The organism is Neobacillus sp. YX16 (assembly GCF_030123505.1).
In the GTDB taxonomy this organism is placed as follows: Bacteria; Bacillota; Bacilli; order Bacillales; family Cytobacillaceae; genus Neobacillus.
This window is the reverse complement of record NZ_CP126115.1, coordinates 5,906,629-5,931,643: the sequence shown is the minus strand read 5'-3', so window position 1 is coordinate 5,931,643 and position 25,015 is coordinate 5,906,629. Positions and strand designations below refer to the sequence as shown.

The 25,015-nt window shown below is 38.0% G+C and carries 25 protein-coding genes; 19 read left to right on the top strand and 6 right to left on the bottom strand.

Translation table 11 applies throughout. The features are described from left to right. The first annotated feature begins 39 nt into the window (after positions 1–39). The 4 genes from QNH48_RS28895 (at position 40) to bla (ending at position 5,666) form a co-directional block, all read left to right on the top strand. Positions 40–426 (top strand): BlaI/MecI/CopY family transcriptional regulator, encoded by a 387-nt coding sequence (locus QNH48_RS28895; protein ID WP_283953074.1) that lies wholly within the window; start codon positions 40–42, stop codon positions 424–426. Continuing rightward, on the top strand, positions 426–2,222 hold the full coding sequence (locus QNH48_RS28890) for a BlaR1 family beta-lactam sensor/signal transducer (RefSeq protein WP_283953073.1): 1,797 nt from the start codon (positions 426–428) through the stop codon (positions 2,220–2,222). Before QNH48_RS28895 ends, QNH48_RS28890 begins: the two co-directional genes overlap by 1 nt. Before the next feature lie 277 nt (positions 2,223–2,499). Then, the gene (locus tag QNH48_RS28885; protein ID WP_283953072.1) at positions 2,500–4,386 is read left to right on the top strand and encodes a peptidoglycan D,D-transpeptidase FtsI family protein; all 1,887 of its coding nucleotides are present in this window, start codon (positions 2,500–2,502) and stop codon (positions 4,384–4,386) included. 374 nt (positions 4,387–4,760) lie between these two features. After that, on the top strand, positions 4,761–5,666 hold the full coding sequence (bla, locus tag QNH48_RS28880) for a class A beta-lactamase (protein WP_481858520.1): 906 nt from the start codon (positions 4,761–4,763) through the stop codon (positions 5,664–5,666). Between the two features lie 380 nt (positions 5,667–6,046). Here the strand turns inward: bla and QNH48_RS28875 are convergent, their stop codons facing one another. Further along, a complete protein-coding gene (locus QNH48_RS28875) occupies positions 6,047–7,249 on the bottom strand; it encodes an IS110 family RNA-guided transposase (protein WP_283953070.1) in 1,203 nt (400 codons plus the stop codon). Positions 7,250–7,602: 353 nt separating this feature from the next. Continuing rightward, a complete protein-coding gene (locus QNH48_RS28870) occupies positions 7,603–7,815 on the bottom strand; it encodes a hypothetical protein (RefSeq protein WP_283953069.1) in 213 nt (70 codons plus the stop codon). A 406-nt stretch (positions 7,816–8,221) separates the two neighbouring features. Here QNH48_RS28870 and QNH48_RS28865 point away from each other — a divergent pair, with 406 nt between their 5' ends. The 5 genes from QNH48_RS28865 (at position 8,222) to fosM (ending at position 13,009) form a co-directional block, all read left to right on the top strand. Further along, entirely contained in the window at positions 8,222–9,259 is a 1,038-nt protein-coding gene (locus QNH48_RS28865) for a DUF1835 domain-containing protein (protein ID WP_283953068.1), read from the top strand. Positions 9,260–9,357: 98 nt separating this feature from the next. Further along, positions 9,358–10,497 carry a DUF3231 family protein gene (locus QNH48_RS28860; protein ID WP_349655107.1) on the top strand — a complete coding sequence of 380 codons (1,140 nt, stop codon included), beginning with the start codon at positions 9,358–9,360 and terminating at the stop codon, positions 10,495–10,497. A gap of 571 nt (positions 10,498–11,068) precedes the next feature. Continuing rightward, complete coding sequence (locus QNH48_RS28855) at positions 11,069–11,755, top strand: HAD family hydrolase (protein ID WP_283953067.1); 687 nt, start codon at positions 11,069–11,071, stop codon at positions 11,753–11,755. A gap of 87 nt (positions 11,756–11,842) precedes the next feature. After that, positions 11,843–12,439, top strand: a complete 597-nt coding sequence (locus QNH48_RS28850) for an ATP-binding protein (RefSeq protein WP_283953066.1) — start codon at positions 11,843–11,845, stop codon at positions 12,437–12,439. A 147-nt stretch (positions 12,440–12,586) separates the two neighbouring features. Further along, a complete protein-coding gene (fosM, locus tag QNH48_RS28845; RefSeq protein WP_283953065.1) occupies positions 12,587–13,009 on the top strand; it encodes a FosM family fosfomycin resistance protein in 423 nt (140 codons plus the stop codon). 55 nt (positions 13,010–13,064) lie between these two features. On the opposite strand, the gene QNH48_RS28840 is transcribed toward fosM, so the two are convergent. Beyond that, a complete protein-coding gene (locus QNH48_RS28840; protein WP_283953064.1) occupies positions 13,065–13,979 on the bottom strand; it encodes a LysR family transcriptional regulator in 915 nt (304 codons plus the stop codon). A gap of 66 nt (positions 13,980–14,045) precedes the next feature. Here QNH48_RS28840 and QNH48_RS28835 point away from each other — a divergent pair, with 66 nt between their 5' ends. From QNH48_RS28835 to QNH48_RS28820, 4 genes are all read left to right on the top strand, one after another. Then, entirely contained in the window at positions 14,046–14,324 is a 279-nt protein-coding gene (locus QNH48_RS28835) for a M15 family metallopeptidase (RefSeq protein ID WP_349655142.1), read from the top strand. Positions 14,325–14,409: 85 nt separating this feature from the next. After that, positions 14,410–14,916 (top strand): RNA polymerase sigma factor SigV, encoded by a 507-nt coding sequence (locus QNH48_RS28830; RefSeq protein WP_283953063.1) that lies wholly within the window; start codon positions 14,410–14,412, stop codon positions 14,914–14,916. 1 nt (position 14,917) lies between these two features. Next, complete coding sequence (gene rsiV, locus QNH48_RS28825) at positions 14,918–15,796, top strand: anti-sigma-V factor RsiV (RefSeq protein WP_283953062.1); 879 nt, start codon at positions 14,918–14,920, stop codon at positions 15,794–15,796. A 129-nt stretch (positions 15,797–15,925) separates the two neighbouring features. Continuing rightward, a complete protein-coding gene (locus QNH48_RS28820) occupies positions 15,926–17,047 on the top strand; it encodes a D-alanyl-D-alanine carboxypeptidase family protein (protein WP_283953061.1) in 1,122 nt (373 codons plus the stop codon). 580 nt (positions 17,048–17,627) lie between these two features. Here the strand turns inward: QNH48_RS28820 and QNH48_RS28815 are convergent. Continuing rightward, positions 17,628–18,098 (bottom strand): DinB family protein, encoded by a 471-nt coding sequence (locus QNH48_RS28815; RefSeq protein ID WP_283953060.1) that lies wholly within the window; start codon positions 18,096–18,098, stop codon positions 17,628–17,630. Positions 18,099–18,179: 81 nt separating this feature from the next. On the opposite strand from QNH48_RS28815, the gene QNH48_RS28810 reads away from it, so the two are divergent. The 4 genes from QNH48_RS28810 (at position 18,180) to QNH48_RS28795 (ending at position 22,291) form a co-directional block, all read left to right on the top strand. After that, the gene (locus tag QNH48_RS28810; RefSeq protein ID WP_283955909.1) at positions 18,180–19,169 is read left to right on the top strand and encodes a serine hydrolase domain-containing protein; all 990 of its coding nucleotides are present in this window, start codon (positions 18,180–18,182) and stop codon (positions 19,167–19,169) included. Between the two features lie 138 nt (positions 19,170–19,307). Then, on the top strand, positions 19,308–20,930 hold the full coding sequence (locus QNH48_RS28805; RefSeq protein WP_283953059.1) for an ABC1 kinase family protein: 1,623 nt from the start codon (positions 19,308–19,310) through the stop codon (positions 20,928–20,930). A 16-nt stretch (positions 20,931–20,946) separates the two neighbouring features. Then, complete coding sequence (locus tag QNH48_RS28800; RefSeq protein ID WP_283955908.1) at positions 20,947–21,756, top strand: class I SAM-dependent methyltransferase; 810 nt, start codon at positions 20,947–20,949, stop codon at positions 21,754–21,756. A gap of 4 nt (positions 21,757–21,760) precedes the next feature. After that, complete coding sequence (locus tag QNH48_RS28795; RefSeq protein ID WP_283953058.1) at positions 21,761–22,291, top strand: dihydrofolate reductase family protein; 531 nt, start codon at positions 21,761–21,763, stop codon at positions 22,289–22,291. Positions 22,292–22,321: 30 nt separating this feature from the next. On the opposite strand, the gene QNH48_RS28790 is transcribed toward QNH48_RS28795, so the two are convergent. Then, positions 22,322–22,657 carry a DUF3889 domain-containing protein gene (locus tag QNH48_RS28790; protein WP_283953057.1) on the bottom strand — a complete coding sequence of 112 codons (336 nt, stop codon included), beginning with the start codon at positions 22,655–22,657 and terminating at the stop codon, positions 22,322–22,324. A gap of 536 nt (positions 22,658–23,193) precedes the next feature. On the opposite strand from QNH48_RS28790, the gene QNH48_RS28785 reads away from it, so the two are divergent. Further along, the gene (locus QNH48_RS28785; RefSeq protein WP_283953056.1) at positions 23,194–23,850 is read left to right on the top strand and encodes a hypothetical protein; all 657 of its coding nucleotides are present in this window, start codon (positions 23,194–23,196) and stop codon (positions 23,848–23,850) included. An 18-nt stretch (positions 23,851–23,868) separates the two neighbouring features. On the opposite strand, the gene QNH48_RS28780 is transcribed toward QNH48_RS28785, so the two are convergent. Continuing rightward, on the bottom strand, positions 23,869–24,174 hold the full coding sequence (locus tag QNH48_RS28780) for a putative quinol monooxygenase (RefSeq protein WP_283953055.1): 306 nt from the start codon (positions 24,172–24,174) through the stop codon (positions 23,869–23,871). Between the two features lie 153 nt (positions 24,175–24,327). Here QNH48_RS28780 and QNH48_RS28775 point away from each other — a divergent pair, with 153 nt between their 5' ends. Then, positions 24,328–24,948, top strand: coding sequence for a CBO0543 family protein (locus QNH48_RS28775; protein WP_283953054.1), 621 nt, complete (start codon positions 24,328–24,330; stop codon positions 24,946–24,948). Positions 24,949–25,015: the final 67 nt, after the last annotated feature.

The following is a 25,015-nucleotide window of genomic DNA, read 5'->3' as shown; positions in this document are numbered from 1 at the left end:
TATAATAAATACTACAGTTGTAAAAGTAGGAGGGTCATCATGAAGGAGATTCCACAAATATCAGAAGCAGAATATGAAGTGATGCAGGTTATATGGAACTTTGAGCCGATTTCGACTCCTGAGGTAGTGGATAAATTATCGAATAAGAGTGATTGGAAGCCAAATACCATTCACACCATGCTGGCGCGTCTAGTTAAGAAAAAGGCTTTGCACGCAAGAAAAGATGGCCGAGTGTTTGTTTATACTTCACTGGTTGAAAAGCACGAATATGTAGAGCAAAAAAGTAAATCTTTTCTGCAGCAGTTTTTCGGCGGAACGGTAAATTCAATGATATTAAATTTTATTGAAAATGATAAGTTATCAAATGAAGATATTTCGGAATTAAAGAAAATATTATCCATGAGAGACAAGAAGGGGAAAAAGTAATGGATACCATGCTCATGCGGATTTTGGTTAGTACAATCGTGGTATCCCTCCTTATTTTCATCATTCTATTAATCAAAAAGCTATTAAACAATCATATGACGGTGAAAGCACAATATCATATATGGTATTTTCTTGGCATTCCAATCCTTGCTACCATTTTACCTTGGAATAATTTTCACTTTGTAGAAGGAACTCAGTATTTGAAAAGCTTACTATTTTTTCATAGAGACGCACCTTCGATGAGTAAAGGGATGAATGGAGTGGATGCCTTTCAGGAGCCAAACAGCGATTTATTACTTGATTTCACGGTATCGGTAAACAAGTCAACGCCCGATTTCGTCTACCATACATTTTTTACGGTTTGGGTCATTGGAGTGGTTCTTTTTGTGGTGGCAGCTGTTTATTCAAACTACCAAATCTATCAAATGAAAAAGTCATCTGTGGCTCTTCATAACCAAAAGTTAAATGAACTATTAGAAGTGTGCAAAGAGTTGGTTGGGGTGAAAAGCAACGTAAGGCTGCGGGAGACCTCTTCTATTACCTCGCCTATCACGGTAGGGATTTTTCAACCCTATATTTTTTTACCAAGCAAAACGCTAGAAGCATTTTCGATAAATGAATTAAAGTACGTGTTTTTGCACGAGCTGCATCATCATAAAAGCAAAGATCTGGTCGTGAATTACATTATGTGGATGTTTAGTATCATTTATTGGTTTAACCCGGTCGTCTGGTATGCCATAAAAAGGATTCGAATCGATCGGGAATTGGCCTGTGATGCCTCCGTTTTAAATCTCTTGGATGAGAGTGGACATATCGAATATGGGCATACCATCATTCGGTTTGCAGATAAAAAATATGATCGTACCCTTGAACAGTTTGCTCCAGGTATAGGGGGGACAAAAAAACAAATCAAACAAAGAATCCAGCGCATTGCAAACTTCTCTAGTGATTCTCTATTATTGAAATGGAAAAGCAAGGTCATCTGCTCAGTTTTAGGAATTGTTGTGCTATTCCTTGCTCCAATCACCACCGTTATTGCCAGCCCAGATGATGTGTATCAGTTTAGCGGGAAGAAGGCTGTCTATGAAGATCTAAGCTCCTATTTTAAGGGCTACAAGGGCAGCTTTGTTTTATATGATCCCTCTAAAAATCAATATCAAATTTATAACCGAGAGATGAGTGAACAGAGAATTTCTCCTAATAGCACCTATAAAATATATTCTGCCTTATTTGCATTGGAATCCAATGTGATTTCCACGAATAACAATAATCAGGTTTGGGATGGGAAAATTTATCCCTATGAAGAATGGAACCAAAATCAAAATTTAGCGACTGCCTTGGGCCGTTCCGTGAATTGGTATTTCCAGAATACCGATCGTGAGGTAGGAAGAAAGCAGCTGCAAGATTATTTTCACAAGATAAAATACGGGAATGAGGATCTTTCAGGGAATTTGGATAGTTACTGGATGGAATCTTCTTTAAAAATATCACCCATTGAACAAGTTCAATTATTAGTCCAATTAGAAGAAAATCAATGGGGTTTTAAAGCGGAAAATATCAAAGCGGTAAATAAGGCAATTTTAATAGATGAGCAAAAGAATGGACGGCTGTATGGTAAAACAGGAACCGGCATGATTAATGGAAAGAATGTAAATGGCTGGTTTATTGGCTTTGTCGAAAAAGGTGAAGATCGTTTTTATTTTGCCATAAATATTCAAAATAAGGATGGGCATGCCCAAGGAAGCAAGGCAGCGGAAATTGCCAAGCAGATTCTGGATCATAAAAAGATATATTAATCATTAACCCCAGAAAGGATTACTCTTCCTTTTTGGGACTTTTAGGATTTTAATACTACAATTGTAGTATTTATAACGACCTTACAAACTTCCAGTATGAAAGGGCTGATGTGTTTTGAAGAAGAAAAAGCAGAAAGAAAATATAGTAATAATCCGCTCGAGACTGAATGCTCTCTTTTTCATAGTCTTTGTTCTTTTTTCTATCCTAATTCTCCGCCTGGGCGTCACTCAAATTATCAAAGGGGAAGTCTTTGCGGCTCAGGCAAAGAGGACAGATGTGACGCCCGTCAGCTATTCCGTTCCGCGTGGGAAAATATACGATACGAATCATAAGTTAGTAGTCTACAATATTCCGGAAAAGGCGATTATCTATACACCGCCGAAAAATCCGCAGCCAAACGAATTGCTTGAATTGGCCAATAAGTTAAATACCTTTCTGGACATGACAGATAAAGAAATTAATAAAGTGACTGACCGGGATTTGAAGGATATATGGCTGATTGTACATAACAATGGCACGGATTTAATCACAAAGAAGGAGGAGAAATTATACCAACAGGAAAAGCTGAATGACAAGGATTTGTATCAATTAAAATTGAACCGCATTACAGAAAGCGATCTCCAGGCAATGGACAAAAACCTGGCGGCCATTTATCGGAAACTGTCGTCCGCCATCGCTTTAACCCCGACGATGATCAAAAATGAAAATGTAACAGAGGAAGAATATGCAAAGGTCAATGAAAATCTGGAAAACCTGCCGGGTGTGGATGGCACAACCGATTGGAAAAGGGGCAACACCTATGGGGAAACGTTTTGGAATATGCTTGGGGAAGTAACGAGTGAAGATGAAGGCCTACCTGCTGAAAAGGTAGATTACTATACAGCTAGAGGGTACAACCTGAATGACCGGGTCGGGAAAAGCTATATTGAAGAACTTTATGATGGCGTGTTGCAAGGCCAAAAGGAAAAAGTAAAAACGGTAACAGATCAAAATGGAAATGTGGTGAGTACAGACACTGTATCGAAAGGGAAGAGCGGCAACGATATTGTTCTGACCATTGATATGGAGTTCCAAGCCCAAGTGGAAAAAATTATGCAGGAAGAGTTAGTTAGTGCAATCCAAAAGCCGCATACGGATACCCTTGACACTGCCTTTGTTGTGGCAATGGAACCGAAAACAGGCCGCATTCTGGCGATGTCAGGAAAAGTGTATAACAGGCAGTCTCGGAAGTTTACCGATTTTACACCGGGAGCCTTCACTTATGCGTTTGAACAGGGGTCCGTTGTAAAAGGGGCTACCGTATTAACTGGATACCAAACGGGTGTCAGGGATTTCGGGGAAATCGAGCTGGATGAGGTTATGCGATTTAAGGGATCGGGAACCTTTTCCTCTTACGAAGTCATGAACAGAATTAACGAATTAGAGGCAATAGAGCGGTCATCAAACGTTTATATGTGGAAAACCGCGATTGAAATTATGGGCGGTAAGTATGTCCCCGATGGCACATTAAATATCAATCCGAAAAAAATTGAAACCATCCGCTATTATTTCAACCAATTTGGTTTAGGCATCCCGACCGGTATTGGTTTTGATAATGAAACGGCGGGAATTAAAGGAGCCAATACAAGTACCTACTTTCAAATTGCCATCGGACAATTAGATACCTATACACCGATGCAAATTGCCCAGTATATTACAACGATTGCCAATGGAGGATACCGGATGAAGCCTCAATTGGTGAAGGAGATTCGTGAACCCAATCAGAATGGCAATGAACCGGGTAACGTGGTCGATGAAATCGAACCAGTGGTGCTGAATCAGGTGGATATGAGTGAGGAGATGATTAAGCGGGTTCAACAAGGTTTTTGGCTTGTTACCCATGGTTCTAAAGGAACAGCAAGAGGATATTTTAAAGACGAACCGTACAATGCCGCGGGTAAAACCGGGACCTCGGAATCCTATAAAAATGGTGTGAAGACTTGGAATCTTTCTTTTGCTGGATATGCTCCATTCAATGATCCCGAGATTGCCATAGCCGTTATTGTACCCAATGCCTACCGAGATGGTTATGCTCAGCCGCACAGTGCAGCTAATATCATCAGCCAGCGGGTTTTTAGGGCATATTTTGACCTTAATGAAAAAGGGCAGCAAACTACAAGATGATATTGACATCTTTTTATTACGAGTGTAGTATTACATGTATAGTAAATACTACATATGTAGTATTACATGCGTAATCTACTATTTCGCATGTAATCAAATTGGAGAAAGGAGGAAATTCTCCCCTAGCATTTCGGGGCACCGTAAGGTTATAAAAATGATTTTGAAAATGATTAAATAAGCTGCAAGCGGAATAAATTTTTCGTTGCATAACGAATGGAATTGAATCCGAAAGTAATACACAATTCTTAGAATTTGCTGGTTAATAGCCGACGGTGTTAATCAAAACATTATGATTAAACCCGCTTATTATTATTAACACCTATTATTAATAGAAAGAGGTTAAGATCTTGAGGAAAACACATGATATTTTCAGTATGAATAATTTTATAAATGCCCTGCTTGCGCTAGTGGTTGCAATTGTACCCCTCGCCGGCTGGTCGATGAACACTAAAAACCTTTCTGACAAACCCGAAAAGGTAGTCACGAAAACACCTGCACCCCATATTCACCGTGAGTTTGCAGAACTCGAGAGCAAATTTGACGCCAGGCTCGGAGTCTACGCTATCGATACAAGTACAAATCGGACCGTCTCCTATCGGCCAAATGAGCGTTTCGCTTACGCATCTACTTACAAAGCTCTAGCCGCAGGTGCATTACTGCAGCATTACTCAATTGATCAACTCGACGAGTTAGTCACATATAAGAGCGAGGACATAGTTTCGTATTCACCCGTGACAGAGCTTCACGTAGATACCGGGATGACTCTTTGGGAAGTTATCGAGGCTGCTGTCAGATATAGCGACAACACCGCTGGGAACCTTTTATTAGAGAAACTGGGAGGCCCTGAGGGATTTGAAACAACACTGAGGCAGATTGGCGATAACGTTACTCAGGTTGATCGCTACGAGCCGGATTTGAACTCAGCTGTTCCTGGAGATAAGCGTGACACAAGCACACCAAAATCACTTGCTACGAGCCTCCAGGCTTTCGCAGTCAGCGACTTTCTCCCTACTGAAAAACGTAAGATCCTGACAGATTGGATGCGGGGAAATACCACTGGAGATGCATTGATCCGTGCTGGCGCACCAACAGGTTGGGAAGTAGATGATAAGAGTGGGGCAGGAAGCTATGGAACGCGGAATGACATTGCGATTGTGTGGCCGCCGAATAGAGCTCCCATTGTCATCGCAGTCCTATCCAGCAGATCTACACAGAATGCCGCCTATGACAATGCGCTTGTCGCAGAAGCTGCCAAGGTTGCACTGAACGTTCTAAAGTGAAAAGATAAATAAATCTACTCACACAATTCTCAATTGCAACAGTGAACAGGCTTATCATTCAGTCACCATATACACGTATTATAAAGTCTTAGTATGTGCTTCTGTGGTGCTTTAATAAAATTTAGTGAGTTTTTGACAATGGTTTAAGGAAGTGCAATAATAGCAGTTTCCTTGTTTATAATTTGGTGGTTTACCAGATAAACGCCATAATAACGGGTATTTTTTGGAAATATGTACTTAAAGTAAACCAGCTAATAGTTTGTCAACATTTTTCAATTAAAAGTTTAATAACCTCATGTTATACTAAAAATATTCATGCCAAATAACCTTCCGTTATGCTCTTTTTGGAAGGTTTTGTTGTATTTAGTTAGATATAGATTTTAAGCTATATCTTGGAAAAAGAGCTTATTTGTACAGGCAATGATCGCTACTCTAAAGGGTTTTCCTTCTTCTCGTTTCTTATCGTAAAACTCTCGTAGTCTTCTATTGCGTGGAATAATCTCATCAGTCGTTTTCTTTTTACGGGAATCCCGAATACCACTTTGAACAGCCATATACAAGGCGTGGCGAAGCCTACACGAGCCACGTTTGGTTATTCGGTTTACCGATGCAGTAAACTTTCCTGAAGAGTACACACTAGGATCTATTCCAGCGAATGCAACCAACCTCTTGGCACCATTAAACCGATCTATCTCTCCGATTTCAGAAATAATCGTTGCAGCGATTTTTTCTCCGATTCCAGGGATAGATTGAAGGATTTCATATTCTTCAATTTCGCTAGCGAGGGCATCTATTTCATCCGCAATATTGGATAGATGCTCTTGGTATTGAAGAACAATCTTAACCAAAATTTCAAGGTTGAAAATATGACTATCATAGAGATTGTTTTGAAAAGGATCACGAAGGGCTGCTTCTCTTAACTTCTGTGCTTTTTCCTTTGCCCATGACTCCGAACGACTCATACATAATGAAGCTATTGTATCCGTTAACTCTTTTTCACTCACACTTAATACAGCCTTAGAAGTAGGGAACTCTAGTAAAGTAAGCAATGATACTTTCGAATATAGGCTTCCAAATACACCTCGATACTCTGGAAATACCTGATCGATTAAAGAATGAAGCTGTAACTTTGTTTTCGCTGATATTTCTGCAATACTCTCTTGTTGTCTTGTTAGATTACGAAGGTTTAAGAGTTGAACTCCACGCTTCTTGTAAGGCTCTAATTCTTCTTTATAATACAATTCACAAAGGTGATAAGCATCGATTGCATCTGTTTTTACCTTTCTTAGGCTTGAGCTCTTGGCTCTGTGTGAGATAAGAGGATTGACGATAATATAAACATATTTTTGTTCCTCTAAAAACTGAATAACGGGAATATGATAGTGCCCAGTTGATTCTAAAACGACCGAAGGTTGATGACCACCTGCTGATTTCTCAACTTCTTGAAGGAAATCTAATAAATTCCCCAAACCCTCAAGATCATGATTAATACTAAAGCTCTTACGGTATGGCTTACCTTTATCTAAAAAAGCTTGTACCTGACTTTCCCCTTTTGATACATCCAGACCAATGACTGGATTCATACTTTATCTCCTCCCTGAAATGCAATATTAGTCGGTATCCCCTAAGGCTTCTTGTAATGTCATAGGTTCGCTTGTTAAACGGGATCTATGTCCCAACCAGCCTGAAACATGTTTATACAAGTAGGGGGTGAACAGTTTAGCTAACGGGATTGAATCCCACGGGTGCGACGTTCTACCCCGACTACCGTAATCATAAGACCATATGAAAAAAGGTCAACCAGAAAAATCTGGCTAACCTTATATTACGAACGGGTGCTTTAGTTGAAGTAAGCCACTGATTTTTATCAGTGGCTTTTTTGGTTGTTTAATGGAAGACCTTTACGATGAACTATTTATTCAATCACGGCGGAATTCTAGTTACTTAATTCCATTAATAATTCGTGGACAGTGTGTTGTTTAAAATCCTTTGGCTTATCCAATAGTATCCCTCTTCTTGAAGCAGCTGCAATTATTAGTCCTAATTCATAATACATATTTTTAGAAACTAATCCCTTTGAAATCATTTTCTTCACTTCATAATAATATTGAATCAAAAAATCACTTGGTAATTTTTCATACAAAGACATTTTTAATACACCCACTATTCCTACTGTTCTAATAGGAATAATATCAATTAAAACTGAAATTGAAAAGAGTTTTTCGCCAGATTCATAAATTTGTCATTTAGATCCGTTTGACAATACTGATTTAATTGCAGGTTAGCGATATAAGAATTTATATCGAAACCTTTTGTATAATCGACCGTACTCATATTAACAGGAAAAGGAAATGAAATTTATATTGGCTGATTATTACCATCGTTAATAGAAATAAAAGGAGAGATAATAGGAATGGGCAATATAATTGGTATTTTAATGGTATTGGCAATAGTGGCAGTGTCTTTACTTTTGGCTACTTGGGGAATAAAGGGATTGGCAAAATTAATAAAAAATATAAAATAATTTAAGTTTAAGATAAAAAAGGAGAGGGATAATGGAGAATATAAATCAGTTAAAACAAGCTATTTCAAAACTTGATGAACGTGAGGCAAAGGCTCTTCTAAATTTAATATTTATACGTGCTGAACAATATGAAGAAGATGAAATGACTAGAATTCTACAATCAATAAAGAAATCATTGCTTCAAGTTTCGAGAAATGAAGAGAAAATAGAACATCGACAAACGGTACATATTTTATTTGGCGATTCGCCCGCAGGTAGCTTAAAAGCTGCATTTCGCAATAATCCATATGCAAAAACAGAAGAAATCATTGTATTGCCTCATATTTTATCAGTTGGTCCAATAGAATCACTACATACAAAAAAGGGGATAGAAAATCGTTTTCAATGGTTTAAGGAGCACTATCGCGATGACTTCAATGATCTTGAAGAATATAAACAGGGTATGTTAAAGGCAATAGAGAAAATAAAAGAAATACCACCTTATCAACAGATACTTATTTGGACATGTGAGAACGCCGCTGAGCAAATAGGACTGCGCGTTGTCCTTTATTTATTGCAAAATAAAGTAAATGAAGTGTTCGAACTCAACACATTTAAGGTATTTCATGAGCTTTATACATATCCTATGCTAGAAGAGGAGCAGTATCCTCGTACATCTGGAGAACTAGCTCCAGAAAAACTGCTTCAATTTTATGAGCAATTTGAGTTTAGATCGATGGATTGTGCAAAACGTCATGCTCTTCTTGACGAAGGGCGTAAATTACTGTTGAGTGAAAGTCTTTTGAGAACCTGGGATAATGATGAGCTTTGGCATTCAGATGTTGAACGAGATGATGATTTTATCATACATTGTGCAAAGAAATTACATAAAGAACGAGGTAAGCATGATTATATGAAGGCGGCACGGTTGATTGGTGAGGTTATTGGTCATATGCATCAATACACTGGAGATCAATGGATAGAATATCGACTACGTGATTTAATTGGGAAAGAAATATTTACATATCGAGGGGAATTAAGTGCAATGCGACTATATGAAGTTAAATTGAAAGAAGAGTTACTCCACTAAACTTTGTGAAGGATTGTACTTAAAGTAAAGGGTGCTTATATTGAAGAACCAACTGCTTTCGATGCAGCTTTTCTTATTGTGCTAACGAAGCAGTTTAGTTGAAAAAGAAAGAACACCCTAGTACATATTTAACACTGTATAAAGCAGTTGGCTTTTTTATTTACATATTGTTAGAAAAATTAGGGAATATTGTACAAAAAAGGATTGTTTGGTTAGATGGAGGTTTATTTATGGAGGAAGGCAATCATGTACAGCTTACATCAGCAGAGATAACAGCTCTTTGGGCATCCTATATTAATGATACTGCCATTGCTTGTCATTTTAAATATTTTTTAACCATAGTTGAGGATGAAAAGATTAAAGCATTAGTCAAACATGCTTTTGAAATTGCTCAAGGAAATCTTAAAACACTAACTGAGATTTTCAACAAAGAAAAGTATCCAATACCTTATGGATTTAAACTTAATGAGGATGTAAATGAAAATGCTCCTAGGTTGTATTCAGACACATATTTTTTGAATTACCTCCATCAAGCATCACAAATTGCTCTGCAAGGATACAGTATGAATCTGTCAGTATCGGTTAGAGCAGATGTTTACAGTCATTTTAGTGAGTGTATTTCACAATTAATAAATTTTCTTAGGGAGGTAAAAGAGCTTTTATTATCTAAAGGTCTTTATATCAGGTCTCCTTATTTACCTATACCAGATGATATTGATTTTGTTAAAAAACAAAATTTCCTTAAAGGCTTTTTTGGAGAAAAGAGACCATTAGTAGGTACAGAAATATCAAACCTCTATGTTAACTTTCAAAGAAATGCTTTTGGAGTTGCAACCTTAATAGGATTTAGTCAAGTTGCACAGTCAAAAGAGGTAGCTAAGTTTTTATTTAGAGGTGTAGAAATTGCAAAAAAGCATTGTGATGTTTTTGGAGCTATCCTAAGAGAGGATTACCTTCCAGTACCTATGTCATGGGATTCAGATGTAACTGAGTCTACAGCTTATACTTTTTCAGATAAAATTATGATGTTCTATACTACATCCCTTATTGCCCTAAGTATTGGATTTTATGGTACTAGTATGGCAATGAGTCCTAGAAGGGATATAGGTCTGCATTATATAAGGCTTACTGCTGAAATAGCTCTGTATGCTGAGGATGGAGCTAATATAATGATTAAAAATGGGTGGCTAGAACAGCCTCCTATGGCTCCTGATAGGGATGAATTAATAAAAAAATAGAATCAATTATAATCCATATTCAAGTCCTTCTGCATAAAAACAGAAAGGGCTTATTTTATTACATTAGGACTTAAGCAACTTCCTCCCAGATATTTTGTGAAATAATCGTTGCAGCGATTTTTTCTACTATTCAGTCGGTGTGTTCATACATCCTTATTTGAATGTTTTTTATCAGAAGCCATCACTATTAATATAATTCCAACGAATAAAAGGATACCTTCAAATAATATGGACCAAACACTAAATCGCAATATATTTGCCAATGTTACTCCCGCTAAATTTAAAGATAATCCGATTGCAAATATTATTTTATGCGGTAATGATTTCACTTTAATTAAAATAAACGTATTCCTCCTCCATGATTTTTTGCCTCGACAAATTTCACCGAATAAATCTTCCATTACCTATATTTTACACTGAATGTTTTATCAATTGGTAAAAATTGATTCTATGTCACCTCAAACTTTATTTGGTGATGGAGGAACAGAGTTTATGTTCTCGTGATCTAATAGCAAAGCAGGACTTTGACCCCTCTAAAAAGAAGAACATAAGTATAGGGAGTGTGCTCAATATGATTAAAGCGGTGTTATTTGATTTAGACGGAACGTTGCTAGATAGAGATGCTTCGGTAAAAAGGTTTATACATAGTCAATATGATAGGTTAGCTAGAATTGTAGGTCATATTCCGAGAGAGGAATATGTTACTAGATTTATTGAATTAGACCAGCGCGGCTATGTGTGGAAGGATAAGGTGTATCAGCAGTTGGTCAAAGAATTTCATATAAAAGAGCTCTCATGGGAAGAGCTGCTTCAAGATTATATCACTGACTTCAAAAATCATTGCGTAGCTTTTCCGAATCTCGTCCCTATGCTGGAAGAGTTGAAGAGCAGGGATCTTCGATTAGGCATGATTACAAATGGGTGGGGTCAGTTTCAGCAGGATAATATAAAAGCATTAGGGATTGAAAAGTATTTTGACCGTATTTTAATATCAGAATGGGAAGGAATAAAAAAGCCAGACCCCGAAATTTTTAAGAGGGCACTAAAACAGCTTAATGTTCCACCCCAGCAAAGTATATATGTCGGGGACCATCCTGAAAATGATGTAAAAGCGGCTCAGAATGCAGGGATGATAGGGGTTTGGATAAAAGACCCTCATTGGCAAGCCGAGGTGGAATTCATTATTAATGATTTGTCTGAAATTCCGCTCCTCATCAAAAATTCGCGAAAATTGGCTGGTGAAAAGTATGATATATAATCAGTTTCGAATTGAAATAGCAGGAGATTGTCAGGGTAGAGTAACTACAACACCTAAAGTGCAGTTTGCCCAAGTAGGGATAATGGAATGAACAGATTCGTGATTATGACCATAGGTAAAACCCATAGTGGAAAAACAACATTTGCGAGGGCTCTTGAACAAGAGTTAACCAACTCACTTGTGATTGACCAGGATAACCATGCCGAATTTATCAACGCCAATTATAAAAACCTAAGGCCAAAGCAAGGACCTAATACGTTTAAGTATGCCATCACTCAAACAATTGTAGATTACGCGGTAGAGCAGACGGATTTTCATCTCATTCTTTGCAATTCAAATATGGATCGCAAAGGGCGAGTAGAACGACTTAAACATTTTCGTGAAATGGGATTTATCTGCATTCTCGTCCATTTTGATATTCCTGAACCTATCCTTCGAGAACGGGTGGCAGTAAGTCGCCGTAGTAAAACGATATTTAGGACTGCTTCTACCTTCGAGGAAGTGCTGATGAGGCAAATCGCAGGCGGGATCGTAGAACCAACAGAAGATGAGGCGGATTATTTATTTAAAATAAAAAGCAGTGATGAAGTGGAGTCAGTGATTCATAGACTTGTTACGATTGCTCAAAGTAATTCAAGGGGACAAGGGGGACAAGGGGACGGTTCTACTGGTACCGGCATTTAAAAAAAACCATGAGAACCGTCCCTACGGTTTTTTATTTACAGTTAACTAGGGTGAAAAAGGATAACATCCCTAAGGCACAAACTCTCAAATGAGCTTGAATCCTTTGAATGCTGGAGATATTGCGAAGTCTAAATCTGAGGTGATACTATGCAAATGAAAGGTCTGAACCATTTTCTATTTTCAGTGTCTAATTTAGAAGATTCAATTGAGTTTTATCAAAACGTGTTTGATGCAAAGTTGTTAGTGAAGGGGCGACAAACAGCCTATTTTGATTTAAATGGATTGTGGCTTGCCCTTAATGAAGAAAAAGATATTCCCCGAAATGAGATAAAACAATCATACACACACATTGCTTTTTCAATAGATGAAGCAGAATTTGATAATGTCTATCATAAACTAAAGGAAATGAATGTAAACATCTTGAATGGCCGCCAAAGAGACGAAAAGGATAAAAAGTCTATCTACTTTACTGACCCTGATGGACATAAGTTTGAATTTCATTCAGGTACGTTACAAGATAGACTGGATTATTACAAAAAGGAAAAAACACATATGGAGTTTCACGATTAATTGATTCTTCGTTTATAATGGGTGCCTTAATCCAGAAGGATTAGGGCACTTTTTGTTAAGAGTCTTTCTTTAAGTAACCTGTAGAGACGATTTGCAGATATTTAATAAATTCCCTTTCTATATAGCTGAAATATTGATTATTTAATCGAATCCATCCATATGGAATGGTTGTAATTCCACAATCTATTAATGGAATAAGAACAATGCTTCCATTCTTTACATAGATATCATCATTTAATGCCAAATCAATAATAAAGGTAATCGCTATTCCATCAACCACCGCTCTTTTTACGGTCTCCGAATTATTCGACGTAAACAGAATTTCCATTTCCCCATGATCATTGAAAAACTGTTCAATAAATTTTTTCATATTAACCCCATTAAACATGGCAAGGGGCTGATCTAAGATTTCCTTTGGAGATAACGTGTGATGTAAAGATAAAGGGGAGTTTTTATTGACACAGACATTTAATGTTCCGGAAACTAAGGTCCCATATTTTAAATCAGTCGAGTTTTGAATAGTTTCATTAATGTAGACTAAACCAATATCGATCCGATTATTTCTAATATCATCAATAATTTCATTTTCTGCTTGTTCCGTTATTTCCAGTTTAACCCCGGGATAATCTTTTTTAAAAAGCGGAATTACTTTTAATAATAGGGTCATGACACTCGGACTTGATGAGATTTTTAATTTCCCATCGATACTGGTCGTTATGACTTGAGCCTCTTCTTTTAACAGTTGAAGCTTGGATACAATTTCATAAGCTATTTTTACAATTTTTTCACCATCATCTGTGAGCAGGGTTCCTGACTTTGATCTTATAAATAGTTTCATACCTAATTCATTTTCTAAATTACTAATGGATCGGCTAATTCCAGACTGGGATATCTTTAGATTTTCAGAAGCAATGGAGATCGATTTTGTTTTCGCAACTTCGACAACATACTCTAATTGCTCAATATTCATAGTAAACTCCTTTGTATGAGTATTAATCAAGTATACATGACTAATTGATATTTTACATGCCTAAAAATCAATAATAAAATATTAAGAGTTGCGTCTGTAACAGGAGGAAATGGCAAGTGTCTTGCAGAAGATTGCTTTGCTGGTACGATTGAGGCTGCCTGGTTAGAGCAAAATGCAGCTGAGTACGGCTTTATTATCCGATATCTAAAAGGAAAAGATACGATTACAGGGTATAAATATGAACCCTGGCATTTGAGATATGTAGGTAAAGATGTTGCGGTAGAAGTTTCAACGAAAGGGAGTACTCTTGAAGAATATTTTCATACACTACCAGTCTCTAACTAACGAAAAGTCCTGGACCATCAGGGCTTTTTTTATATGTTTACTAATCGTAAGACAAAGGATTCGTATAGAAAAGGAGCTCTAAGCTATGAAGGATCATAAGAAAGAACAAGCGCTTGTTCAATTAATCGTAGAAAATAAGGAGAATTTTTATAGGTTAGCTTTTAGTTATGTGAAGAATAAAGAGGATGCATTAGATATTGTACAGGAATCTATTCATAAGGCGCTTTTATCACTTAGCGATCTAAAAGAAGAACAGAAACTAAAAAGTTGGTTTTATAGGATTGTTGTTAATAAATCTTTGGACTTCTTAAGAAAATACAGGAGAGTCAATGTGATGGAAGATGCAACGCTGGAGTTTTATAGTTATGGAAATCATGATGTCTATCAGGATATTGATCTTGAAAGATGTTTAGACGATTTACCAGAGATGTTTCGAACAGTGATCGTACTCCGCTATTTTGAGGATTTAAAAATTGAGGAAATTGCTGAGATATTGAAGGAAAATAAAAATACGATAAAAACCCGATTATATAGAGGATTATCTATGTTAAGAATTCAGATGGAACAAACCAAGTTAGTGAAGGAGAGATAGAATGGATAAAAATCTAGAAAGGTTAAAATCTAAATATATGGAAATAGAAATTCCTTCAGATCTCGATGATGTAGTTAATAAAGCTTTAAAGAATCCTCGCAAAAAGAACAGAACACCTTTAAGAATACTTGTCGGCTCAGGAGCTGCTGCGGCACTACTAATGGTAGTATTAAATACCAATCCAGTACTGGCTAAAAGTTTTTCGGATGTTCCAGTGATTGGGAATGTAATTAAGGTCATGACATTTGTAGAATTTAAGATAGAAGATGAAAAACATCATGCAAACATAAAAGTGCCCAGTATTTCGAATTTGAAGGATCAAGATTTGGAAAAAAGCCTAAATGAAAAATATTTAAAAGAGAACAAACAGCTTTATCAAGAATTTATGCAAGAAGTGGAATCCCTGAAGAAACAAGGGGATGGCCATATTGGCGTGGAAAGCGGCTATGTAGTTAAGACAGACAATGAAAAAATATTGTCTATAGGAAGATATGTCGTAAACACTGTAGGATCTTCTTCAACCACATTTAAATACGATACAATTGATAAGAAAAAACAAGTGATCATAACATTACCTATTTTATTTAAAAATCAAAATTACATTGAAACGATTAGTGAAAATATTAAAGATCAAATGAAACAGCAAATGAAGGAAGATAAAACTAAGGTATATTGGATCCTTGATGCAGGAGTGGAAAATCCTATTGACCCGTTTGAAAAAATAACTGCAAACCATAACTTTTATATAAACCAGGATAACAAATTAGTTATTTCCTTTGATAAATATGAGGTGGCACCGGGGTATATGGGGGTTGTAGAATTTATTATTCCTACTGAATTACTTTCTGATGACTTATTAAGTAGTGAGTATATAAAGTAAAAATATTTGATATTAAATTTAATATAATAAGGGAAAATTATTACTCATTTATTGCAAACTTTTCTCATCCTTTGGTACGTCTAATTATGGCGAGACAACAATATAGACGACAAAAGAGGAGAATCAGGGATGCAACAATTTAAAAAGAAGATTTCTTTATTGTTCATTATTATTATTCTATCAATCGCCGGTTTTAGTGAAACGTCCTTTATTCAAAAAGCAATCGCAGGAGAAAACAACTATGAAACAACCGCTAATTTGAATGTACGAACAGGACCTTCCACGAAATACGCCATTTTAGGGGTTATCAAAAAAGGTGAACGAGTAGACGTAGTGAGTGCAGCAGAAACAGGATGGTACCAAATCCTTTATAAAGAGAAAAAAGCGTATGTAAGCAGTCAGTACGTGAAAATCATGATAAACGAACAATCGGAAGAAAAAAACTATAAAACAACCGCTAATTTGAATGTACGAACAGGACCTTCCACGAAATACACCATTTTAGGGGCTATCAAAAAAGGTGAACGAGTAGACGTAGTGAGTGCAACAGGGACAGGATGGTATCAAATCCTTTATAAAGAGAAAAAAGCGTATGTAAGCAGTCAGTACGTGAAAATCAAGAATAAGGAAAAATGGGAAGAAGAAGTGATTCCTGTGGTGGCAAAACCGGATGATCTTGCTGTATTAATTAATAAACAGAACAAATTGCCGGTAAATTTTGTGCCGAAAAACTTAATTGATTCAGGAATCTCGTTTCCGTTTACGAATAACACAGAAAAACAAAAATTACGAAAAGAAGCGGCCGTTGCCATTCAAACATTAGTGCGTGATGCAAAAAAGGCAGGGTACACGATTGTTGGTGTTTCTGGTTACCGTTCGCACAAGTCACAAGTTTCGTTATTTGAATCATACGTAAAACAAGATGGGTATGAAAAAGCTCGTATGTATAGTGCGATCCCTGGCACAAGTGAACATCAAACCGGACTCGCCATTGACGTGGGAAACAGTAGTGCAACATGTGCAGCAACATCTTGTTTTCAGGACACAAAAGAAGCGAAATGGTTGCAACTTCATGCAGCGGAATATGGGTTTATTATTCGGTATCCAAAAGGAAAAGAATCCATAACTGGGTATCAATATGAACCATGGCATCTTCGATATGTCGGACAAGTTGTCGCAACAGATATTATGAATCAGGGCATCACATTAGAAGAGTACCACAAGGGACTATTGGTCAAACAAGGATCATGAAAAGTCCTTTCAATCGCTAAGTAATATACGCCATTTTGTTCTTAAACTAAAGGGTTTAGTTCAAGAAAAACTAATTAAAAGCAAGGCTTAGAGAAAAATTTCTCTAAGCCTTTTTAATGTGAATTATATTGTGAAAACCCTATGAAAATCACTGTAAATTTATGTGGTAATTTTTAATCTATTTTTTTTGTCCGCAATCTACGCACTCGTCCGTATAATAGCTGAATTTATGATACCTGCGAAAAAAACAAAGTATAGCTTTTAACTTCTTCATATGGAATAACTCCTCTAGTTGTTTTGAATGGTATACAGCTAATCATACACAATCAACATTAAACAACGATTACAAACAAATTAAGAACTATGACAATATAATTAAATTATAGTTCCAACGAAACATCATTCATTCTATAATGATTTCGGCACGTAAAGGATTCTACTTAAAAAGTACATTTAATTAGCTATAAGCATTCCCCAAAAAAATAACTGACTATGTTATAGTCAGTTCATGTGACGCGAGGTGCTGCCTCCCGTCTAATATAGTATATTCAAGTGTATCGAGATGCGTTACAAGAATCTATTAAATTTTACTCTGCTGATAAGCTTCCCTTACGCTTGCAATCTGGGCGAGATGTCCCCAGACATGTTCAACTCGGTATTCTAGTAATTGTTTAAGAGTGAATGGACCAGCGTCAGCATATATCCCTACCCGTTCCCATTTTTGTGCCGGCAGCTGCTCCAGAATAGGCAGCATGCTGGAGCGCAGCAAATTAAACAGATGAAGATGTTGTTCGCGGTCTAGCTTTTCATACTCCAACGTATCCGCCCATGCATCCTGGTCAAATGACATCAAAAGCGGAGCCTCCTCCGACAAAACCTTTTTCATCCTCTGGGTTGAGACCAATTCGGAATCTGCCACATGGATGAGAATCTGATGAATGCTCCATTTGTTAGCTTCAGGCTTAAAACGAAGCGCTTCCTCAGACAATCCATCGATGGCCATCCTCAGCAACTGATATCCAAAACGATACTCTTCAAGCAATTTCTCCATGTTAAACCTCCCAATGTAATCATAAAGGATAAAAGTAACTGAATATAGAATAAAAGATTAGTAGAAAGGTGTGTGACTTCTATTTTTCAAAAATTAATATCGTATGTAGAGCATATAAAAGAACGTAATCATAGCAGTGGAGCAGCACTCGTGATCATGAAAGAAAACCAAATTGTCTTAGAACACTATAGCGGCTATCATTCCAACACAGCCCATTCTCGTCCCATTGATGAAAACACCCAGTTTAATATAGCTTCTGCGAGAAAAAGTTACTTAGGGTTAGTTATAGCTTATGCTCTTTATGAAGGCAAAATGAATAGCTTGGATGACCTTGCAGCGGAGTACTTTGAAAATTTCAATCATGAACTGCTGGGGAAAACAACGATAAGGCATTTGGTTACCCATTGTCACGGTTTGCACCAAAGGGCGGATGGAACGATTTTTCGCGAGTTTGAGCCTGGTGAAGGATGGGCATATAGAGGGATTAACGTTGTTATGATGACAGAACTAGTAAACAGGCTTTATGGAAAAAGTTTTCCTCAACTCCTGGAAGAAGGAGTGTTCAAGCCATTAGGATTGAAGGAGACGGCTTGGCAAACGGAACCTAATGAAAAAATGGTCCAGGTCATTGATGATCCCAACGAGCCCGCTTCCTATACAGTAGGCCGTACGAAGGATGGAATGGAATCAAACCTGCACACCACTGCCCGTGAGTTTGCACGATGGGGAAATCTTCATTTGAACAATGGAATGAAGATTGTACCTGAAGAAGTGATTCAATTGGCCACTCAAGTTCAAAGTCTACGTTATAAAAATAAAGATTTGCCACAAAACGGATTATTTTGGTATGTCCAAGGCACGCCCGCTCTAAAAAGTGAATTGGGTGAAAGAGTGCCTAAAGGTTCGTACCAAATACTAGGCATTACCGGGCCAACGCTATTAGTGATTCCAGAATACAACATCGTCGTCGCAAAAATGTACAATAAAAGATATAACTACGGGGGAAGCAATTACCTTCATTACTTAAGGGAATTTAGTAACATAGTGGCTGACACTTTTAGAAGGTTTTAGTAAGGTGTAGGACCGGGGGGACGGTTCTAATGGTTTTTTATGGAAAGAATATCCATTTTTTCGGACCACTAGAACCGTCCCCGTGGCACCCCCGTGGCACCCGTGGCAACATCCGCTGAAAGAAGGAAGGGGAATAGGTTGAAAACGAGAAATAAGCTGGTCCGAATGTCAAAGGTGCTTTCGATGGCTTTTGTGATCTTCCTGCAAATATACTGGTATAAACTTCGCCGAAAACCGAAAGCGGAGTGGGAAAAACTTTGGGGAAATATTGGTGAACGGTATCGTAATACCCTATTTGAATTAGAAGGCTTATTGATTAAAGTCGGACAATTTTTGAGCACACGGGCTGATTTGCTGCCGAAAGCATTTATCAGTCAAATTGAAGATCTGACAGATAAAGTTCCGCCGTCTGACTGGAGTGAGATTGAGAAAATTCTAGAAAACCAATGGGGAAAGTCTCTTCATGAAAACTTTCTTTCCATCGAAAAAACAGCGATTGCCTCCGCCTCAATTGGAGAAGTGTATAAAGGTGTCCTGAAGGATGGGACAGAGGTTGCGATTAAAGTTAAACGGCCATATATCGACAGCATTGTCCAAACAGATTTCCGAGTTTTAGCGATTATCATTTGGTTTGCCGACCATCTCGTGCCGATTCCCAAAGGATTTATAAACTTTAAAGTCCTCTATCAGGAACTTAAACAAGTAATTGAACGAGAACTTGACTATACAATGGAACTCGATACCATCTTGTTTTTTAGAGAACGGTTGAAGGATATGGATATCGTCAAAATCCCTTCTGTTTACTCAGAGCTTAGTACACCCAATGTCCTGGTGATGGAGTGGGTAGAGGGGATTCGGCTCACCGATATCGAGGGATTGGAACAGGTTACAGTCAGTCGCCAAGAGCTGGCTCAAAGGCTGATTAAGGTTTTTCTTCCTCAATGGCTGGAGCCTGGAAAGTTCCATGCAGACCCACATCCCGGGAATGTTCTAGTTTCAAGGGACGGGAAGATCATTCTACTCGACTTTGGAATGATTGGCGAGATTAGCAAAAAAGATGCCGCTCATTTTCAAAATTTAATTGAAAGCTTTCTTTCAAAAAATTATTCCAAAGCGGTGGATTGTTTATCCCAACTAGGATTCTTGCTACCGGAGGCGGATTCTAGAACAATGGAGAAGCTTTTGGCAGAGTTGATCTCCTTCGAACCGGATCAATTAAAGCAAATGGATTTGCTTGCCTTTAAAAAGGAGATGAACGATACCATCCAAGCGCTTCCGATTCAGGTTCCAACAAGATTTGTCTTTTTAGGAAGATCATTCGTTACGGTCGAAGGGATTATCCGTAATCTTGCTCCTGAAGCAGATCTGATGGACTTAGCTAAACCGGTTTTTCTCGAGTGGTTGAACAAACAAGGGAATAATAAATGGTCCTTAATCTGGCAATGGATTCAGTCACAGCCTGTTTTTAAAATTTTCCATTCGGTAACGGAATTCCTAAATGCCCCCCAAAGGCTGGAAGATTTAAAAGAACTCGAACAAAGAAGACAATTTCAATTTATGATTTATGAAAATAATAAAAAGCATTTCTTTCAGTTACTCATACTTGGAATCATCGGAATGGCAGCGGGTACCTATACTTCTCACTCGCTCATTTTGAACCTGTCAGCCGGAGGAACCGCTGTCGCTTTGGTCGGGTATTATATGTGCGGCCATAAACAGAAGAAATGGATGAAGTACATGCATGAGAAAAGAAGAGAATAAAGAAGTTGGTGGGCGAATGAGCAGAATTATTAATTATTACAATCAGTTTGATGAATGGGGCCGACTTGATCGAGAACCAATTGAATTCCAAGTAAATTGGCACTATATAAAAAAATACCTACCAAAAACCGGTTATATACTAGATAATGGCGCTGGACCTGGTAAATATTCCATGAAGCTGGCTAGAGAAGGATATACGGTAACACTGACGGATTTAACACCAAGACTTGTCGAGATTGCAGAAAGCAATGCACAGGAACTTAACATAAGCGGACAATTTAGAGGCTTTTATAAGGCTGATGCTAGAGATTTATCAATGATTCATGATGAGCAGTTTGACGCTTCAATCATGCTAGGTCCGATGTATCACTTACAAGAGGAAAATGACCGTATTCTGGCGGTAAAAGAGTTACATAGAGTGACGAAAAGAAATGGTATGGTTTTTGTTGCGTTTATGCCGAGAATCAAACATATTCTGACATCCCTTTTATATCCTGAAAATTGGAAACCAAATGATAAAATGGACAATATCCAACATTTTTCGCAATCAGGTTGTTTTAACCATCAAGACGAGGGACGATTCACTGGTGCTTATTACTTCAATATTAATGAAATCAAACCATTCATGGAGGCACAAGGTTTTGAAAGTGTAGAATTAATTGGTTCAAATATCGGATCGGTTTTAACAAATGCGCAATGGAAGTATTGGAGAGAAAAAGGAGAACATGAGTGGGAAAAGGTCATAGACTTGCTGATTGAAAAAGCAAACGATCCTTACATCCTGGGCAACTCCTCTCACATCCTATACATTGGAAGGAAAGGGTGAAATTATGAGCAATCAAAGCAAGTTGGTATTTTACGGGGCAATCAGTTTGGATGGCTACTTAGCACGTGAAAACCATGAATTGGATTGGTTATTTGGAACCGAGGGGGAAGAAGAAACAGGATATCAGGAATTTTATGAAAGTGTCGACATCATTCTAATGGGAAGAAATACGTATGATCAAATCTCCATTCTGTCACCAGATAAATTCCCGTATGAGGGGAAGCCATGTTATGTTTTTTCGCGCACATTGACTGGCTCGATTGAACATGTAACGTTTATTAATGAGGATATAGTCGGTTTTACTCAATCCTTGAAGGAGCAGGAGGGAAAAAGGATTTGGATTGTGGGCGGGGGAGATGTGCTGCAGCACCTTCTTCAGGCAAAAATTGTGGATGAGTTCATCATTCAAATTGCCCCAACCATTATCGGCCGGGGTATCCCATTGTTTGTGGAGGGGGACCGAGAAAACGAACTCACGCTAGTTGATGTTCGACGGTACAAGCAATTTGCGGAATTGCAGTATCAGGTTAAGTGAGTTTGACTTTCTTTGGTCCCAAGTAGTCCATTATCTAGTGGTTTCCTGATAAGTCACGTTCGTGACTTGTTGGGTTTCATTGTTAAATTCAATATTTACATAAACACCGAATTCCTTTTGATTATCTTTTAGCCAAAATTTGAATCGCTCAGTTGAAGTTTGCTGTCCACGAGTTCTTCCAACATAGAGAAAATCGACAACCTTGGCATTCGGATACTTTTCCTTCGTTTTATCCATCGCCAAAACACTCCACTTCGCATACGGAGGTATCGGTTTCTGTTGCGCATGTGCAGAGTGGTCGAAGTGAAATGGGGTGGTAAGGGTTGAACAAAAAAGTATCGATAGGCATATTATCAGCTTTTTCATGTAAAATCCCCCTTTGGTGTTCTGTTATCATGGCATTTAAGGTAGTAAATTATGTACCTGTCTGAATAAATGGGTCATGAGGCCTATCTATATGGAACTTTGACTCGGTGTTGGTTCATGAGACCACTTATCAAAAATAAGAATCTGGTTCTTGAGGACAAATGGCACGAGCTACTAGAAGGATTAGTCCTTAATCCGGGGTCTTGAGGACAAATGGCACGAGCGGCCAGAAGGATTAGTCCTTAATCCGGGGTCTTGAGGACAAATGGCACGAGCGGCCGGAAAGATTAGTCCTTAATCCGGGGTCTTGAGGACAAATGGCACGAGCGGCAAGAAAGATTAGTCCTTAATCCAGGCTTTTGGGGACAAATCGGTCGAGCTACTAGAAGGATTAGTCCTTAATCCAGGATCTTGAGGACAAATGGTACGAGCTACTAGAAAGATTAGTCCTTAATCCGGGCTCTTGAGGACAAATCGGTCGAGCTAATAGAAGGATTAGTCCTTAATAATGGGGTTTTGAAAAGGGGGAGAAATGTTTGAAAAAGAAAATTGGCTGCCTGCATGCGCATTATTCCAATATCGACTATATCGAAAGCGCGTTTTCACCTTATGACCTCGAGTTAAGTCATTACGTTGACCCGGGGTTAATATATCGGCTGAAAAACGACCAAATATCTGAGGCGGAGAAGAAAGTGAAGGATCAAATAGAATGGATTGCTCAATCTGGAGTGGATGCCATTCTCATCACATGTACGAACTATATTGCATTACTGAAGCAAATTGAGGTTAACATACCTATCATCAAGATTGATGAGCCGTACTTTGAGGCCCTTTGCAAGACCCAGCAGCCTCAGACCATTCTATTTACGAACCCTGACACGGTACATGGAACGATGTCCAGGCTAGAACAATATGCAAAAAAACATCAGAAAACGGTGGATATCGAGGTTAAGATTATAGAAAATACCTTTGAATTAATTATGAGTGGGAAAAATAAGGAGTACCAAAAGGCGGTTTGCGATTACATAAAGCAGCTGGATAGCATCCACGGCCTGTCAGTTGCTCAATTATCGATGGTAGCGGCGGCACAGCAGGTGGAGCATGAAACTTCTATCTCGATTATCAATCCATTAAATACGTTAGTTTCGTCAATGGTAAAGCAATTAAACCTACAAAAAATCGCGGAACAATGATTGTTCTGCAACACCTGCTTACATTCCTTTTCCGCCTCTAGGAACAAGCGTCGATATCCTTTCCATTCCAGCAAGGATCGGTTTCGCCCGCTGAATCAGGGTTTGTGTGGATTCCAGTGTTAGTGAGCCTTGATGGGCGCTCTCGCTGCTCCACACCTCATAAACATACACAGAGTTAGGATCTTCAGGTGCCACGCTAACAAGATATAACTCACATTCATCTAGGTTCTGCATTGATTCCGCGGCTTCTAAAAGAATAGTTGTCAGCCTTTCCCGTTCGCCCTCTTTTGCAATCAACTTACCGTATATCCCGAATTTCTCCACTTCCATTCCTCCTCTTTACGTTCCATTTTACTTTAATCACCCTAAATGCTGTCAAATAATCATCGTCCCAAAATAAAATCTTTCTTTTGACAATTTTTTTCCATAAATTTTGGGCAATTTAAGATGGAAAATACTATCAAGGCAGGGGTTCCTATGAGTGCTCAAACTGAGGCTTTAAATAAGTTAATTAAAGAACAACGTGAGGGAGCAAAGCAATGGCTGCATTATTGGCAGGAGTTTTCTGCCTTTGATACGTGGCAATTTTGGTTTCATGTGATTATGTTTGTGACCCCGCTAATCATTCTTCTTTGTGCAATGGACTGGAAAAGGGCATTCCAGTTAGGCTTTTATGGATTTAATGTACATGTTTGGTTTACCTACTTTGATGATTTTGGTACAACTCAAGCGCTTTGGACATATCCTTATAAAATGATTCCCTTTATCTCCCACAGTGTCGGATTGGACGCCTCACTGGTCCCGGTATTGTTCATATTGGTGTACCAATGGACGACAAAACATAATAAAAATTATTACATTTATACACTGTTATTAAGTTTGTTTCTCTCATTTATTCTAAAACCTATCTTTGTCATGCATCATTTGTTCAAATTCAACTCATGGGCAAATTACTTTCACCTGTTCTTGACCTATATCATTGTTATCGTCCTATCGAAGGTGATTACCGATTTCTTCATGTTCATGCAAAAAAAAGCGCAAGAGATAGCAAATCAGGTGGAGCCAGCAAAGAAGGGTAGAAGAAGCAAGTTTAGATGATTTTTTCTTACCTGCCAAAACAGACTCTCTATCTGCATAGAAGGTTAGTTTACCTGCCTAATAAACT